15 protein-coding genes are annotated in these 17,227 nt (G+C 38.0%); 5 read left to right on the top strand and 10 right to left on the bottom strand.

Features of this window, described 5'->3' with window-relative positions; all coding sequences use genetic code 11:
- Positions 1-2: 2 nt before the first annotated feature.
- Genes LDM93_RS09165 through LDM93_RS09145 form a run of 5 tightly spaced genes read right to left on the bottom strand, consistent with a single transcriptional unit; the run spans position 3 to position 5,605 of the window.
- On the bottom strand, positions 3-1,718 hold the full coding sequence (locus LDM93_RS09165) for an asparagine synthase-related protein (RefSeq protein WP_223892110.1): 1,716 nt from the start codon (positions 1,716-1,718) through the stop codon (positions 3-5).
- A complete protein-coding gene (locus LDM93_RS09160) occupies positions 1,718-2,980 on the bottom strand; it encodes a lipopolysaccharide biosynthesis protein (RefSeq protein ID WP_223892109.1) in 1,263 nt (420 codons plus the stop codon). The genes LDM93_RS09165 and LDM93_RS09160 overlap by 1 nt, the downstream gene beginning before the upstream one ends.
- Positions 2,977-4,062 (bottom strand): DegT/DnrJ/EryC1/StrS aminotransferase family protein, encoded by a 1,086-nt coding sequence (locus tag LDM93_RS09155; RefSeq protein ID WP_276571374.1) that lies wholly within the window; start codon positions 4,060-4,062, stop codon positions 2,977-2,979. The genes LDM93_RS09160 and LDM93_RS09155 overlap by 4 nt, the downstream gene beginning before the upstream one ends.
- Positions 4,059-4,628 (bottom strand): acyltransferase, encoded by a 570-nt coding sequence (locus LDM93_RS09150; RefSeq protein ID WP_223892108.1) that lies wholly within the window; start codon positions 4,626-4,628, stop codon positions 4,059-4,061. The genes LDM93_RS09155 and LDM93_RS09150 overlap by 4 nt, the downstream gene beginning before the upstream one ends.
- Complete coding sequence (locus LDM93_RS09145; RefSeq protein ID WP_223892107.1) at positions 4,628-5,605, bottom strand: Gfo/Idh/MocA family protein; 978 nt, start codon at positions 5,603-5,605, stop codon at positions 4,628-4,630. The genes LDM93_RS09150 and LDM93_RS09145 overlap by 1 nt, the downstream gene beginning before the upstream one ends.
- Before the next feature lie 222 nt (positions 5,606-5,827).
- On the opposite strand from LDM93_RS09145, the gene LDM93_RS09140 reads away from it, so the two are divergent.
- The gene (locus LDM93_RS09140) at positions 5,828-6,643 is read left to right on the top strand and encodes a peptidyl-prolyl cis-trans isomerase (RefSeq protein ID WP_223892106.1); all 816 of its coding nucleotides are present in this window, start codon (positions 5,828-5,830) and stop codon (positions 6,641-6,643) included.
- Positions 6,644-6,670: 27 nt separating this feature from the next.
- Positions 6,671-7,237 carry a dCTP deaminase gene (gene dcd / locus LDM93_RS09135; RefSeq protein WP_223892105.1) on the top strand — a complete coding sequence of 189 codons (567 nt, stop codon included), beginning with the start codon at positions 6,671-6,673 and terminating at the stop codon, positions 7,235-7,237.
- Positions 7,238-7,268: 31 nt separating this feature from the next.
- Here the strand turns inward: dcd and asnB are convergent, their stop codons facing one another.
- Entirely contained in the window at positions 7,269-9,065 is a 1,797-nt protein-coding gene (asnB, locus tag LDM93_RS09130) for an asparagine synthase (glutamine-hydrolyzing) (RefSeq protein ID WP_223892104.1), read from the bottom strand.
- Between the two features lie 124 nt (positions 9,066-9,189).
- Here asnB and topA point away from each other — a divergent pair, with 124 nt between their 5' ends.
- The 3 genes from topA to LDM93_RS09115 are packed head-to-tail and all read left to right on the top strand — an operon-like array spanning position 9,190 to position 13,410.
- Positions 9,190-11,388, top strand: a complete 2,199-nt coding sequence (gene topA / locus LDM93_RS09125) for a type I DNA topoisomerase (RefSeq protein ID WP_223892103.1) — start codon at positions 9,190-9,192, stop codon at positions 11,386-11,388.
- Positions 11,388-12,248: a biotin synthase gene (locus tag LDM93_RS09120; protein ID WP_223892102.1), complete on the top strand. Its 861-nt coding sequence runs from the start codon at positions 11,388-11,390 to the stop codon at positions 12,246-12,248. The genes topA and LDM93_RS09120 overlap by 1 nt, the downstream gene beginning before the upstream one ends.
- Positions 12,235-13,410, top strand: coding sequence for a cation:proton antiporter (locus LDM93_RS09115; RefSeq protein WP_223892101.1), 1,176 nt, complete (start codon positions 12,235-12,237; stop codon positions 13,408-13,410). Before LDM93_RS09120 ends, LDM93_RS09115 begins: the two co-directional genes overlap by 14 nt.
- A gap of 6 nt (positions 13,411-13,416) precedes the next feature.
- On the opposite strand, the gene LDM93_RS09110 is transcribed toward LDM93_RS09115, so the two are convergent.
- The 4 genes from LDM93_RS09110 to recA all read right to left on the bottom strand — a co-directional run bounded on the left by LDM93_RS09110 (position 13,417) and on the right by recA (position 17,142).
- A complete protein-coding gene (locus tag LDM93_RS09110) occupies positions 13,417-14,262 on the bottom strand; it encodes a hypothetical protein (protein ID WP_223892100.1) in 846 nt (281 codons plus the stop codon).
- Positions 14,263-14,264: 2 nt separating this feature from the next.
- Complete coding sequence (locus tag LDM93_RS09105; RefSeq protein WP_223892099.1) at positions 14,265-14,516, bottom strand: hypothetical protein; 252 nt, start codon at positions 14,514-14,516, stop codon at positions 14,265-14,267.
- Positions 14,517-14,531: 15 nt separating this feature from the next.
- Entirely contained in the window at positions 14,532-15,806 is a 1,275-nt protein-coding gene (gene eno, locus LDM93_RS09100) for a phosphopyruvate hydratase (RefSeq protein WP_223892098.1), read from the bottom strand.
- Positions 15,807-16,104: 298 nt separating this feature from the next.
- Entirely contained in the window at positions 16,105-17,142 is a 1,038-nt protein-coding gene (gene recA / locus LDM93_RS09095; protein WP_223892097.1) for a recombinase RecA, read from the bottom strand.
- Between the last annotated feature and the right edge of the window lie 85 nt (positions 17,143-17,227).

Below are 17,227 nucleotides of genomic sequence, written 5' to 3'. Positions count from 1 at the left end.
ACTTAACCTTTCATATGCAATTTATATGATAACAATACAGTAATAACTAAAAATTTATTATTACTCCCATAATGGTTATGTTTGATATCACAATTATACATATTCTTTAGCAGTTTTTGTAAATTGATATCTTCAATATCATTAATATGAGTAAAATACAAAACATCTAGATTTTTCAATATCTTTTTGTTATTTCTTAACCACATATCAAAAGGATTCATATTATCAACTTTTAATCCTACTCTTCTTAAAAAAGCATTTTTATATCGTTTGAATTGTTTTGCATATTTCACCAATATTATACTTTTTGGTTTTACTCCTGCACTATCCCATTTATAATTTGATATCTGTTTATGTTTGTTATTAAACCAATCTAAATAAATTGCTTCATCCTTTTTAAATACATCTGGTATTGTCAAACAAAATTCCATGAGACTCCTATTATAAAACGGTGAAAGCATATCTGTAAAATGTGTAGCTGTTCTATCCCCATTTAAAGTACCATTAATTACTCTCTGCTCATAGCCAAATAATTCAGAATTATTTTTGTACTTAATTGCATAGTCTTCAAAAAATGTTATCTCTTGTACAAGTTGTGTTTGGTCACTTATAGCACTATTATCAACTGTAAAATATTTTTTAACATATGAGCCAAATAATAAATCACCAATCTGTCCTGTATGCAAAGCACCAAAGTCAGTGTGATTTATTGAAGACAAATAATCGTAACCAGCAGCTGCCCCATTAAAAATTGTCAAACCGTCATTTGCTTCTATATATCTCTCTATCTCTTTCTCTAAAAACTTACCATTATCAAGAGCATAGAAAAAATGTTTAAAGCCCTCTTTACTAGCAATCTCTTGGGCTATTTTTTCATCGCTACTTCCTGATTGTGAAAAGGTCATTGTTAAAACATCCATATATCCCTGCTCTTTTGCTAAAAAAAGATTTACCCTACTATCAAGGCCTCCACTTAAAAAAGTATAATGTTTATAATTGTATTCATCATCTTTTGCCCAACACTCTTTTACGCTAGATATCAGTAACTCGTCTATTTTCTCAATGATTTGTTCTTTAGATAAATCAAAGTTCTCTTTTTTACAAAAATTAAAGTATTGTCTTTCTTCCATATTAAAATGTTTATCTATTTCAAAAATAGTTGCATAATTTAATTTTTTTGTATTTTTTTCATATGTTAAATCATTTAGCATATGTCCAACAGTAAGCATCGAGTAAACAGCATCATGATCCCAAATTTTTTCAATACTTAATTGTGATAATAATTTTGTAATTACTTTTAATTCTGAAGCAAACATAAAAACATCATTATTTTTATAAATATAGAGTGGTTTTGTTGAAAGAGAATCATTAAAAATATATAGTTTATCTATATTTTTATCATAAATAAACCCACAAAACTGTCCTCGAATATTTTGAACAAAATCTATGCCATCATTGTGATACCATTGAATAATTGTTTCATAACTTTTTTTAGTTACTTTGTTATAAAAAACCCCTTCAAAGCCTATAATGATAGTCTCATCTTCATACAACACTCTATCATTTAAAAATTTGTCTATAACACTTCGCCCGTAAATAAAATTTTTATATTTAAACTCTTCATTTATTGTATTATCTAAAGTGGAGCTAAAAAAATTTGTATATATTTCTTTTATATCTTGTTTTTTAGTCGAAATGACACCATATAGACCAGCCATTAATTTACCTTTTTTAGTGAACTAAGCATCCACCATATATTATAGTTTAACATTAAAAATCCAACTATGGAATAACATATTAACGCAATAAAAACATTTTGATAATACAATCCAATACTTATAGCAATAACTCTTAATATAGTATAAACTATTTCTAAAAACAATGCTTTTCTTTGTAAATTTAACAAGCTTGGGATAAAAGAAATAGTTGATGTAAAAATAACCATCCCCAACCATGGAGATAAAACCTGTGTATAGACACCTGCTTCTCTCCACACTTCACCAAATACAAAAGCAAAAATATCAGGGGCAAAAACAATAATTATCAAAAATGGTATACTAATCTTTTTTAATAGAGATTTTAACAGTCTTACAGTAAAGCCATAACTATTGCCATGTTCATTATGTATCTGCATAACCTTTTGATTATATACTTTTGCACTTGCCCCTGCCAATATCATCATGGGTGCAAATACAATTCTTGTACTTAATGAATAAAATCCAACAACAGTTAGATTAAAAAATGGGGTAAACATATAAATCGGTATGTTGGATGAAAAAGTATTTAACATCGCATGAGGCGCTTGATATTTTGGGAAGTTTTTATAGTGTTTTGTGAGAGTTATCATTTTGTTTTTAGATATTTTAGATAGCAGTATTTTATCTTTAATAATATTTTTAAACAAACGTGTATTAGCAAACAATGTCGAAACAATGTGTCCACTTATTAAACCAGTAACTCCAGCCTTTACAAACCCAATACTGAGTTGAATTATGGCCGAGACAATAGATTTAATGATAGTTGCATTTGCAATATTTTTATAATTTTTCTTTCTGTTATTATAATAACTGAGCATATTAAATAGCCCTGTAAAAAATAAAGCTATAGGTACAAAATAAAGCCAATATCCAATCTCATCATTATTTAGTATACTTGTTAAGGACTTATTGAATAAAACTACTAAAGTCAAAAGAAACAATGCTAAGAACAAAACAATAGTCATACCTAGTGCAAATATATTAATTGCATCTTCATCTTCTTTCGGAATCATCAAAGCAAGTTCATATCGTCCACTTGCAACAACAGAAAACAATCCAGTAATTGCCATAAACAATGCAAATACTCCAAAGTCTTCTGGCGTATATATCCTCGTAAGTATTGGACTTATAGCTATAGGTATAGCTTGTGCTATGGTAGTGCCTGTCATAAGGGTTAGTACATTTCTACTGAATTCAGATTTTGGTTTTAATTTTTTGATCATATGCTATTAACAGTATATACTATTTCTTCATCTGTCAAGTAAGGATTCATAGGTAAGCTCATAATCTCATTAGAAACTTGTTCAGATATAGGAAAGTCACCCTTTTTATATCCCAAATACTCAAAACACTCCTGCAAATGTACAGGCATAGGATAATGCACAGCTGTAGGGATACCGTGTTCTTTGAGTTTTATTTGCACTTCATCACGATTCTGAACCCGTACAGAATACTGTGCCCATGCTGAAGTAACATCTTTCTCCACAAAAGGTAAAATCATATTTTTACCTTCTAAAGCTTTAGCATATCTCTTCGCAACTTCTTGACGCAAAGCAAGATCTTTTTCATAATACTTGATCTTTACATTCAGTACTGCTGCCTGAATGGTATCCATTCTTCCACCCATACCGATATACTGATGATGGTATCTTTTGGACTGCCCGTGTACTCTTAGTGACTTCATCTTTTCTGCTAGTGTATCATCATTGGTAAAGACTGCACCTCCGTCACCAAAGCACCCAAGTGGTTTAGCCGGGAAAAAACTTGTCGTTGAAATATCTCCTAAGTTGCTGTCTGTCTTACCTTTATAAGTACTTCCGAAACTTTGCGCACCATCGATGATGACTTTAAGACCATGTTTACCTGCTATGGCTTGAATAACATCCATATCCGCTGGTTGCCCATATAGTGAAACAGGGATGATCGCTTTGGTTTTATGTGTAATCTTTTCTTCTATTTTAGAAGGATCTATATTATAGGTTCTCTCATCTATATCCACAAAGACCGGTTTTGCTTTTAAAAAAGCAATGGTCTCTGATGTAGCGATGAAAGTAAAAGGTGTTGTGATGATCTCATCCTCTGGCTGAATATCCAGTGCCATCATGGCAAGTAATAAAGCATCTGTTCCTGAGGAGCAGGTAATAGCATGTTTTGCCCCCGTAAACTCTTGCAAAGAAGTTTCAAGTTGGGTTATCTCTTCTCCCATAATATAGTTTGACTTATCTAGTACCGATTGTATCGCCTCATCTATCTCAGTTTTATAGAGTTGGTACTGGTATTGTAGTTTTGCGAAATCTATATTCACTTTTTACTCACTTGTAAATTTTCTTCGATTATTTCATACTGTGCGAATTCATCTTCTGCAGTATTATTATGAAATACCAATGTATTTCCAGAAATACCTACCCACCCTATCTGTTTAGCAGGAACCCCGACCATAAGGGCATAAGGTTTTACATCTCTGTTCACCACAGCACCAGAACCTATAAGTGCATATTCACCGATAGTAATACCACACACAATGGTTGCATTTGCTCCAATAGAACATCCTTTTTTAAGGAGTGTCTTTTTAAACTCTTCTTTTCTCTGTATAAAGGCTCTTGGATTGATCACATTGGTAAAAACCATAGAGGGCCCAAGAAAGACATCATTCTCTACTTCAACTCCTTCATAGAGGGAAACATTGTTCTGTACTTTAACACCATTACCTACTGTGACTTTGGGCCCTACTACACAGTTTTGTCCAAACGAGCAGTCTGTACCGATAGTAGTATGTGAAAGAATATGCGAGAAGTGCCAGATTCGGGTATTATCTCCTATGTTTACATGTTCATCAACATAGCTACTCTCATGGACAAAAAATTCTGCCATTAGCCAATTACCTTTTTACAGAAGGGATGGTACTCACCTTTAAGCCCTACAGGGGCAAGATTTCGTATGGTTGAAACAGTGTTGATAGAACCATAAGCTTCATCCAGCCCAAAGCCATTACCTTTAAGTATCTCTTCATATGATCTTGTATGGAGATCCGTAAATCCTCCAGAGAATTCTATCTCTTCTCCATCTACAGTAATACTTCTATAGGTTCTCTGCCCCTGTGCTTTTACCTCTTCAGGGATATAGTCATAATTGACTGACAAGAACCATCTTACATTAGCATTTTTCAATTTGAAAAAGCCTGCATTCGTATCAGCTGTTTTAAGATGTACGATATTCTCTTCAATATCACCAAAGATCCAACACAACATGTCATAGAAGTGTACACCGATATTTGATGCGATCCCTCCTGACTTTGCTTCATTCCCTTTCCATGAAATGAAATACCATTTACCTCTAGAAGTCAGATAGGTCAAATCAATATCATAGGTTTTATCAGGGTTCTCTGCCAACTCTTTTTGTACCTTTTCTTTCAGTGCGATGATGGAAGGATGCAGTCTGAGCTGTAGTATATTATAAACTTTTTGACCGGTTTCTTCTTCAATGATTTTTAATTGATCGATATTCCATGGGTTTAGTACAAGCGGTTTTTCACAAATAGCATCCGCGCCACTTTTGAGGGCAAATCGTATATGGGAATCATGTAAATAGTTAGGAGAACAGATTGACACATAATCTATTTTTTTACCTGTATTTCGTCGCCATTTATCTACAAATCTATCAAAACGTTCAAACTCTGTAAAGAAATCTGCCTCAGGAAAATGACTGTCTATAATACCTATGCCGTCATAGGGGTCAAGTGCCGCAACAAGATTATTACCTGTTTCTTTAATAGCCTTCATATGCCTTGGGGCAATGTACCCTGCTGCTCCTATAAGTGCAAAATTCTTTTTACTCACTACACTCTCCATATATAAATTTAATTTTGTAATATAAAAAATTATATCTAAACAGGTTTAACCATACCCCTATATAAAATATACATCTTTTTAAAATGCTCCATGAAGCCCACGTTATTCCACATTGATGTGTCAATTCTCTATGAAAAAGTATTATATCCTAAACAAAACAATTCATATAATATTTACATGATTATGTTATAATTTTCCAACTTATTAGGGAAACGGATATCTATGAAAAAACTTGTTCTACTTGGATTTATTACTTTACTGACACTCTCACACGCTAAAATGGTAGATGCTATTGCCATTATCGTTGAGGGGGAGCCTATTACCACTGCAGAGATACGTGCAGTACAAAGACAAATGCAGGTTTCTAAGGAACAAGCCACTGATCTTCTTATCCAGGACCGATTGCAAAAATCGGCAATGAAAGATGTGCAGATCGCTGAGGCAGACATCGATGAAAAAATAGCAGCGATTGCAGCACAAAACAACCTTACTGTTCCTAAAATGCAAAAGATCCTGAAAGAACAGGGGACCACATGGAATAACTATCGTTCAAGTGTCAAAGAGGCGATGAAAAAAGAGAAGTTCTTTCAGCAAAATGTGGTCAGTTCTATCCCCACTCCAAGTGAAGACGAACTCAAGCTTTTTTACAAAAATCACCAAGGTGAATTTACCATTCCTGCCTCTGTCAATCTGATTGAATACTCTGCACCATCTGAAGAGAGCATGAAGAAATTTCTTCAAACAAAAAACACCAAAGGTATTAAAAGCCGTTCTGTGACCAAGTCGACAAAAGACCTAAACCCTGCGTTACTTGGCAGCATTTTACAAACACAAGATGGTTCATTTACGCGCCCTTTTAATGCAGGAGACCGATATATAAGCTATAAGGTTCTTTCCAAAAAAGGCAAGGTAAACATGCCTTTTGAAGCAGCCCAAGGTGCCGTTGCTGCAAAATGGAGACAGCAACAGCAAAATAAAGCGCTTAAAGACTATTTTGAAAAGATCAAAACAAACGCTGATATACAAATACTCAGATAACATCTTATTTATAAACGAAGGAAGAACATGGGACTAAAATCCGATAAATGGATACGCGAGAAATCACTGAACGAAGAGATGATAACCCCTTTTTGTGAAGGACTGGTAGGAGAAGGAGTGGTCAGTTACGGGCTAAGCTCATACGGCTATGATATTCGAGTTACGGATGAATTTAAGATCTTTACGAACATCAACGCTGAAGTGGTGGATCCAAAAGACTTTAATGAAAACAATGTCGTGGACTTCAAAGGGGATGTCTGTATCGTGCCTCCTAACTCTTTTGCCCTTGCAAGAACCGTTGAGTACTTTAAAATGCCGAGTGATACTTTGGCTATCTGTCTAGGAAAAAGTACCTATGCGCGTTGTGGTATCATTGTGAATGTCACACCATTCGAGCCCGGATTTGAAGGGCATATCACGATAGAGATCTCCAACACTACACCTCTTCCTGCAAAGATCTACGCGAATGAAGGCATCGCACAGGTACTCTTCTTAGAGGGAGATGAGCAGTGCGAAACAACGTATCGTGACAGAGCGGGGAAATACCAGAGTCAAACAGGTATCACCCTCCCCAGAATCCTTAAAAACAAATAATTAAAGCCCTAGGTAATAAGTATACCATTACCTAGGATCTACGATTTACCTTTTCCAACCATTTACATAACATATAGAGTGAAAAAAGATGTTGTTTGAACATCCCCTGTTTCCCTTTTTCCAAATACATTTCAAGTTCACTTTCATGAAAAAGGTTCATTTTTTTCTGTATACGATGAATGACTTCTAACTCTCCGCTCTCTTGCAACCACTCCATGTAAGGATAGTTAAACCCTTTTTTATTGCGATCGACGATCTCTTTGGGAAGATACTTTCTAGCAACATTTTTCACCAATGCCTTGGAAGGTTTCATCATACGAAGATCAGGAGTACAGGAGAATGCTGTAGCCACCACTTCTTTGTCTAAAAACGGACTTCTTGCCTCTATACTGTGTGCCATGCTCATGCGGTCTAGCTTACGCAAAAAGACATTTCCCAGCATCACTTTGAGATCTAAAAAGCTGTACCACTCCATAGGTGAGACACGGCTACTCTGTTCAAACTCTTCTTTGTAAGGCTCAAGTGCTGCTAAAGAACAGTTATCCTTCACATTCATGCGTAAAAGCCTGTTTTGCTGAAGGTCGGTGAATATCTCAGCGGTCGACCGGAACAATGTACTCCCTTCAAAGATACGTTTGTACCACTCCCACTCTTTATGCATAGAAAAATGTGATTTAAAGTAGTGGTGCAACCACCCTTTGAACTCCAGATCCTTGGCCTGTTCAAGGTCATAAAACTCTTTATAGGTTCTGTACCCCATGAAGAGTTCGTCACTTCCATCTCCTGTCAACACCACCTTGAACCCCTCTTTATGAACGGCTTTCATCAGATGGTAAAGAGGCAGCATGGCTGGATCGGCCAAAGGTTCATCCATAGAGGAGATCACCTCCTCTATGGTTTGCAAAAAATCTACTTTACTGAAGAGCACTTCATGATGGTTGGAATTTATATGCTCCGCTACTACTTTGGCAAAAGGACGTTCATCATACTTCTCATATCCTTCATACCCTATACTGAAGGTATGTACCTTTTGTGTTAAAGATGCCATGGCGCAGATAAGTGAAGAGTCCACACCTCCAGAAAGAAGACAGGCGAATTTTACCTCTTTGGGCAAACGCATTGCCACAGACTCCAAAAGCACATTTTCCAGCTTCTCTTCTGCTTTCTCCTGTGCCGAAATGGTTTGGCCGTCACTGAACGGCGTATAATACTTTTTCCTTTTCACTCTCCCCTCATTTACAGTAAACGTTACCATCTCCCCTGCATCTACTTGATGAATATGCCTATCAAAGGTATGGGGAGAAAGCGGAGTTTGAAAAGAGAGATATTGTGTCACTATCTGCCTGTCAAATGTAAACGGAACAAGGGAGTGGATGGCTTTCATTTCACTGGCAAAGATGAATTTTTGTCCATCCAACGTATAATAGACCGGTTTCTTTCCAAAAGGGTCACGAAATAACTTGACCTGTGCCTCTTCGACGATCACAATGGCGAACATTCCCCTTAGATGTGTGACAAAATCATCACTCCATCTCCTGTATGCAGCATACAGGACATCAACCTCACTTGCTTTGTGAAGCTGAAGTTCCACCGCCAAGACTTCATAATTGTAAATTTCACCATTGAAAAGTATCTGTAGCCCATCATGATTATATATGGGTGTGAGTGTTTTCGTTACATTTGTAATGGCAAGCCTATGGACGCCAAGAAAACAATGCGCATTCACAGAGGTATACTTTGCATCTATCCCCCGATGGGCCAATGCATCAAAAGCCTCTATGGCTTTTTCCTCCTCATAGGTTCCGATGATCCCAAATATTGCACACACCTATCGAAGTCCTTCTTGATCACTTGTTTTCTCAATTATACTTGTTTAAAATAATACTCTTCTCTTGCTTTTACTCTCTTTTGTGTTACAATGCCAAAAATTTATCTATATAAAGTAAGTAAATATGAAAAACCTAATTATAGTAGAATCACCTGCTAAAGCACGTACCATTACCAGTTTCTTAAATAAGGACTATAAAGTCATCGCCTCAAAAGGGCATATTCGTGACCTTCCAAAAAGTACTTTTGGCATTACGGTCGATGACGAAAACGGTGATCTTATCCCTAAATACTCCATCCCAAGAGATGCGAACCCCACGGTCAAAGAGTTAAAGAAACTTTCCAAAGAAGCAGAAACCGTCTTTATCGCAACGGATGAGGACCGCGAAGGTGAGGCTATTGGGTATCATATCGCCAAGGCGATCGGGAAAGAGCCTACTGAGCTTCCCCGTATCGTCTTTCATGAGATCACCAAAAATGCTATACAGCATGCGCTTGAAACACCGCGTAAAGTGGATATGGACTCTGTGGATGCACAACAGACAAGAAGACTGCTTGACCGTATCGTAGGATACAAACTTTCACCTCTGCTTGCCAGTAAGATCCAAAAAGGGCTGAGTGCCGGTAGAGTACAAAGTTCGACATTGAAACTGGTTGTAGACAGAGAACGTGAAATCAAAGCCTTCGTTCCTGAAGAGTATTGGACAATAGATGCACTTTTTGAAAAAGACATCGAAGCTTCTATCTATGATTATAACGGTCTCAAGATTGAGAAGCTGACGGTTAAAACTGAAGCAGATGCCACAGAGATCGTTACTTCGGCCAAAAGTGAATCCTTTGTTGTAGTGTCACTGGAAAAGACGAAAAGAAAGACCAAAACACCTCCACCGTTTATGACTTCAACCCTTCAGCAGACAGCCTCTACCCAACTGGGATTTTCACCTAAAAAAACCATGATGGTCGCACAAAAGCTCTATGAAGGGGTGAAAACAGACAAAGGTACCATGGGTGTCATTACCTATATGAGAACCGACTCACTGAATCTTGCAAAAGAAGCGGTAACAGCAGCAAGAGAATACATCCAAACCACTTACGGGGACAAATATCTTCCGGCTAAAGCCAAAAACTATGCAACAAAATCAAAAGGTGCGCAGGAAGCGCATGAGGCTATCCGCCCTACTATGATCGAGTTTGACAGCAAGACTGCTGCAGACTATCTATCTGTAGATGAGCTGAAACTCTATAGACTTATCTACAACCGTTTCTTGGCCTGTCAGATGACAGAAGCACAAATGGAATCACAAACACTTCTCTTCAAGGGAGATAAATGTACCTTCAAAGCAAGCGGAAGAAAACTTCTTTTTGATGGGTTCTATAGAGTCACAGGATATACCGATAAAGACAAACTTTTACCGGAACTCGAAAAAGGTCAAGCAGTAAGTCTGGATAACATCAAGCAAGAGCAACATTTTACAGAACCTCCTGCACGATACAATGAAGCAAGTCTCATCAAAAAGCTGGAGTCACTGGGTATCGGTCGTCCAAGTACCTATGCACCTACTGTGACCACACTTCAAACACGTAAGTATATTGAGTTAGAGAAAAAACGTATTCATCCCACAGAAGTAGCCTTTACTGTCACAGAAATGCTTGAGAAACACTTCCCTGAGATCGTAGACAGCGGATTTACTTCAAATATGGAAGAGACGCTCGATGAAATAGCAGAAGGAAACACTGACTGGCAAACTGTTCTCAAAGCATTCTACACCCCTTTTTTACATAAGGTAGAAGAGGGTAAGAAAAATATAAAAAGTCTTAAAGTAGCCATCCCTACAGGGGAAAAATGTCCTAAATGTGATTCTGAACTTCTTTTGCGTAAAGGGAGATATGGCGAATTTATCGCATGTAGCAATTTCCCTAAATGTAAATACACGAAAAACACGGATGGAACAGAAGTAGAGGGACCTGAAGAGACAGACGAAAAGTGTGAAAAATGTGGTTCGATGATGGTTATCAAAAACTCGAAAAGAGGAAAATTCCTTGCCTGTTCCGCTTACCCAAAATGTAAAAATGCAAAGTCTCTTGAGCCTGCGAAAGAACTCACAGTTCCCTGTCCGGAATGTGGAGGGAAGCTTCAAGAGAGAGAAGGGAAAAGAGGTAAATTCTTTGGTTGTGTGAACTATCCGAAATGTAAATTCATCGCCAACTTTGAACCTGTAGATAAAAATTGTCCGGAGTGTGGCTATACTATGGGTAAAAAAACGCTCAAAAGCGGTGATATCTATCAGTGCTTTAAATGTAAACATAAAGAAGAGGCAAAATAATGTCAAATCATAAACAACAAATATTTTTATGTGCTATCAATAACATTCTTAGCGGTACTTGCAAAGAGGACTGTAAATTCTGTACACAAAGTGTGAGATATCATGCAGATATCGAACGTTACAGTTACAAAGATATAGGACAAATCGTATCTGAAGCAAAAGCTGCAAAAGCCAACGGTGCTTTGGGGTACTGTCTGGTGACTGCCGGCAAAGGTCTCGATGATAAAAAAGTTGATTTTGTTGCACGTGCTGCACAGGCAGTCAAGGCTGAAGTCACAGACCTCAACCTTATCGCGTGTAATGGTACAGCCAACAAAGAACAGCTTCTCTACCTGCAACAGCATGGTATTGACAGCTATAACCATAACCTTGAAACCTCTGAAAATTATTATGCAGATATTTGTACAACACATGCCTGGAGTGAACGTTATGAGACCTGTGAAAATGTAAAATCCGTAGGTTTAGCACTATGTTCTGGAGGGATTTTTGGAATGGGAGAGACAAAAGAAGACAGAGACTCACTTCTGAACGCGATTGCATCTCTTAGTCCAGAATCAACGCCTCTTAACTTTTATCATCCTAACCCTGCACTTCCTATCAAAACAAGGAACATAGAACTGGATGAAGCTGTAGATATCATCAAAAAGGCACGTAGTCTTTTGGGAGAAGATAGACTTCTTATGGTGGCAGGCGGACGTGAACTTCTGTTTAACGGAAAAGAAAATCTCATGTTTGAATCTGGTGCAAATGCTATGGTTATAGGGAATTATTTGACCACCAAAGGTATCGAAGCAAGCAGCGATAAGGCGATGCTCGATAGACTTGGCTACGAGGTAGCAACAAGCTGTGATACACACTAATATCGTCCTGATACTCACCCTGTCTCTGCTTATATGGGGGAGCCCTTTTGTTGCCAAATTTTTACGTTTGCCTATCCCCCCTGTGGAAATTATATTAGGGTCTATTATTGCTTATCTTGGTTTGGTTGGTCACAACCAATACTTTAGCCTCATTGCAGAAGTCGGATTTCTCTATCTCATGTTTTTAGCTGGGATGGAAGTCGATTTAAAACAGATCACAAAAAGTCCTAAAAGAGTGATACAGAGATCTATACTGTTCTTATTCTTCATGGTTGTCTTTTCTATCATATTTGGTTTTATTTTTGATCTGAATGCTATTGTCATTATCTCTATGCCACTTATATCCATAGGATTGTTGGCTTCTTTATCTAAAGTATACGGAAAAGAAGAATCATGGATACGTTTAGCCTTTATCGCTGGTGTACTGGGGGAGATCTTAAGTATTGCAGCACTGACTGTCTTTGATGCTTACATTACTACAGGATCACCTATAGAACTTATTTTGAAGATCGGTTACTTGCTCCTGTTTATCTTCGTCATTTATATACTCTATAGAATGTTCAATCTGCTCTTTTGGTGGTACCCTGAACTCAAAAGCACTTTGGTGCCAAAACTGGACACTTCTGCACAGGACATACGTCTATCTATGGCCCTATTTTTTATTATGATCGCAGTCATGTTGTCATTAGAATTAGAGCTTGCCTTGGGTGCCTTTATCGCGGGAATTGCGATATCTGCATTCTTCCATCATGAGAAAGAGCTTGAAAAAAAAATGTCCAGTCTAGGCTTTGGGTTTTTGGTGCCTCTATTCTTTATCCATGTCGGAGCATCATTTGACCTGAAGGCGCTTACTCTGCAGGGAGTTGTTCCAGGAGCACTGCTTATTACAGTATTAATGATTATTGCTAGATTATTTGCTGCGATTGTATTAAGAGGGATTAGTGGTAGCTCGAAGGATGCTTTACTTATAGCGCTTTCTCTCTCTATGCCATTGACTCTGCTTGTTGCGGTTGCAACCATTGGGTATGACACAAAGTTATTAGACTTATTGACATATTATCAGCTAATCTTAGCCAGTATTTTTGAGATATTGATCTCTATGACTATCATTAAAGCTTTACAAGCACATAAAAAACATAAGGAAAAAGAGTTGAAAGTGTAAAAAATCTTACTCAGTCTTTCTCATCTCTTGTACTGCTTCCCAGTATGCCTTATCTGCTGCATCTTTTGCTGCTTTCTTTTCCGCAGTAAGATCAATATCTAAACTCTTCGCTGCACTTTCAGATTTTTTTGCAGCCTTTGTTTGAGCTTCTAATGCTGTTTTTGCTAGTTCCGCTTTTTTTTGCACTTTTTTCTCAACCGAATTCATCTCTTGCACTGCTTCCCAGTATTCCTTATCTGCTGCATCTTTTGCTGCTTTCCTTTCCGCAGTAAGATCAATGTCTGCAGGCGTCGAAGTACTTTCATATTTTTTTGCAGCGGCTTCTTTTTTGGCTAACGCTGTTTCTGTTGCTCTAGCTTCCGCTGTTATTTTTGCTAATTCAGCTTTTTCTTGTGCTTCTCGAGCAAGCTTTTCAGCTCTTTTTTTTTCATACGCTTCAACTTCGCGTTGCTCTTGTTCCGCTTGTTCTTTTGCCTTTTTTAACTCTTCTTCTTTAGCAGCGATCTCAGCTAATAGTGCTTCTTTTTCTTTTTGGGAAAGTGTCTCTTCCTCCTTTTTAGCTTCTATCTTCTGTGCCTCTTCTTTTTTCTTGGCGTCATCCATCGCTTTTTGACGTATTGCCTCTGCATGGTCATCTTCAGACTTTTTTTCTTCTTCCAATACAGCCTCAGGAGCATCCATTTCATTCTCTGTTACTTCTTCTTCCTCGTCATCTAAAAAGTCATCATCTGACCCTCCCGCTTCTCTGAGATCAGACAGAAATGAATGTGTCTCTATATCAATATCTCTAAAACCGGATGCATTCGCACTCACAAATAATACTGCCATTACTGCCCATAGATACTTTTTCATACTTACTCCTTAGGTTCTAACTGTTTTAATTCAAAATACTCTTTTTGAAGTCTTTGATTTTCTACTTTTAATATTTTCTCTTCAAGAGACAAGCCTTGTTTTTTCTCTTTTAACTGATTCAAAACAGTTAGTGAGTTCTCCCCATAGACCAAAATACCAATATAGATGCCAAAGAGAAGAATACCTAGGACTGTCACTAAAAAAGTTTTTAGTGACAGTCCGGCTATACTGCCTTCTTCTCTCAGATCTGCCATATATTATACCTTCATTTACTTTGTAAAAATTGATGCACCCAAATACTCAAACTGACCGAGTTCCGCTTCAATTTCAAGTAATCTGTTATATTTAGCGATTCTGTCACTTCTTGCAGTTGATCCCGTTTTGATCTCACCGGTATTCAAAGCAACAGCAAAGTCTGCGATAAAAGTATCCTCACTCTCTCCTGAGCGGTGAGACATCACACACGTATAGCCACTTCTTTGCGCAAGACGCACTGTTTGCATTGTCTCAGAAACAGTTCCTATCTGATTTGGCTTGATCAAGATAGAGTTTGCAATATCTTTTTCAATCCCCTCTGCCAAGATAGATACATTGGTAACAAAAAGGTCATCCCCTACAAGTTGTACTTTATCTCCAAGTACTTCCGTCAACTCTTTCCATCCTGCCCAATCATCTTCGCTTAAACCATCTTCGATAGAAACAATAGGGTACTTGGCACACATATCAGCATAATATGCCGTCAGTTCAGAACTTGTGATCTCTCTATTTTCCGACTTAAGCACATAAAGCCCCTCCTCATTGATAAGCTCAGATGCCGCGACATCTAAAGCAATAGCGATCTGCTCTCCAGGTTTATATCCTGCTTTTTCGATCGCTTGCATAATGACTTGAATAGGCTCTTCATTGCTTTTAAGGTTTGGAGCGAAACCACCTTCATCACCAACCGCTGTACTCTCACCCATACCATCAATGATCTTTTTCAGGTTATGATACACTTCAGCACAAGCTCTAAGCCCTTCTGAAAATCTATCAAACCCTACTGGCATGACCATATACTCTTGAAAGTCTACAGAGTTGTTCGCATGTTCTCCACCGTTAATGATGTTAAGCATTGGTACAGGCATGACCACAGCATTCGCACCGCCAAGGTAACGGTAAAGTGGCATACCCATGCTTTTTGCAGCGGCACGTGCTACCGCCATAGAGACACCAAGTACCGCATTGGCACCCATATTGCCATAATTTTCCGTACCATCTACCTCTTTCATCACAAGGTCAACTTCTGCTTGATTGAATGGGCTGAGTCCCACAAGAGCATCATAGATAGGACCATTCACATTTTCACAGGCTTGAAGTACACCTTTGCCCATGTATCTGTCACCACCGTCACGAAGCTCAAGCGCTTCACGTTTACCTGTGCTCGCTCCACTAGGAACGATTGCACTCTCTACTGTTCCGTCACTCAAACTTACAGTCGCTTTTACTGTAGGATTTCCTCTACTATCCATCACCTCTGTTGCTACGACTTCATCGATAAAAATCATTTATATCCTTTATATACATTTGGTATTTTACATTTATCTATTATTTTATCGAATTTTACCCTATACTTAAATAAGTATAATCCATCAAAGCATCGTTAAAAGCTAGAGTGTGTCATTATGTTAAGTTTTGGTCTTCCTAGGCTAAAAAAACTCAGAGCAAAAGGTATAAAGAGCCCTTAGAAAATTGAAAAGTAGGAATGTGTAGTTATCTGCGTCTATTGGATTTTGATACGTTTCTATGAAAGTATGCCAGAACCTCCAGAAGTATTTGAGGCTCTAGTCTAGGTGGTATTATGTTTTAATCTTCGGTCATTTCACTCTCATCTACTGCCAGTGCTTCACCAAAACCAAGCGCTTCTTTGATTTTGCCTTCCAGCTCTGCCATCAGTTCAGGATTTTCTTTGATGGTGACCTTTGCATTTTCTTTACCTTGACCCAGTTTCTCACTACCATAAGAGAACCATGCACCTGATTTATCTACAATATCCATCTTCACACCATAATCAATGAGTTCTCCTACAAAAGAGATCCCCTCGCCAAACATGATGTCAAACTCTGCTTGTCTAAATGGAGGCGCGACTTTATTTTTCACTACTTTTGCTTTGACACGGTTACCTATGGAAGATTCACCCTGTTTCAATGTTGCGATACGACGTACGTCAATTCTCACAGAACAGTAGAACTTCAAGGCGTTACCACCTGTCGTTGTTTCTGGTGATCCGTATCCCATCGTACCGATCTTCATACGAATTTGGTTAATGAAGATCACCGTTGTATTCGTTTTATGTAGAATAGCAGTGAGTTTACGTAGTGCTTGTGACATCAGTCTTGCCTGCAGTCCGACATGAGAATCACCCATATCTCCCTCTATCTCACTTTTTGGAGTAAGTGCAGCAACGGAGTCAACGATGATCAGGTCAACCGCTGCTGATCTTGCCAATGTTTCAAGCACATCCAGTGCCTGCTCACCAAAATCTGGCTGAGACACCAAAAGATTATCCGTATCTACGCCCAGGTTCTTAGCATAAACTACATCGAGTGCATGTTCCGCATCGATGAATGCACAGACCATCTCTTTTTTCTGTGCCGAAGCGATCGTCTGAAGTGCAAGTGTTGTTTTACCTGAGGACTCAGGACCATAGATCTCTATAATACGCCCTTGAGGTATACCCCCGATACCTAGAGCCATATCCAAACCAAGTGAACCTGTTGAGATAGATTCGATAGGTTCAAACTCTTTGTCCCCCAGTCTCATCAGTGTACCTTTACCAAACGTCTTATCGATCTGCTTGATCGCCATATCCAGTGCTTTTTGCTTGTTTGCATCCATTGCCATTGTCATATCCTTAACCTTAATGTTGAATTCTAGCACCATTCTAATACGTTTCTGATACAAGATACAAAAATATGTCAAATTGACA

It is taken from the genome of Sulfurovum sp. TSL6 (assembly GCF_019972115.1).
In the GTDB taxonomy this organism is placed as follows: domain Bacteria; phylum Campylobacterota; class Campylobacteria; order Campylobacterales; family Sulfurovaceae; genus Sulfurovum.
Note: the sequence above shows the minus strand (reverse complement) of the source record. Positions and strands in the feature narration are given on the sequence as shown.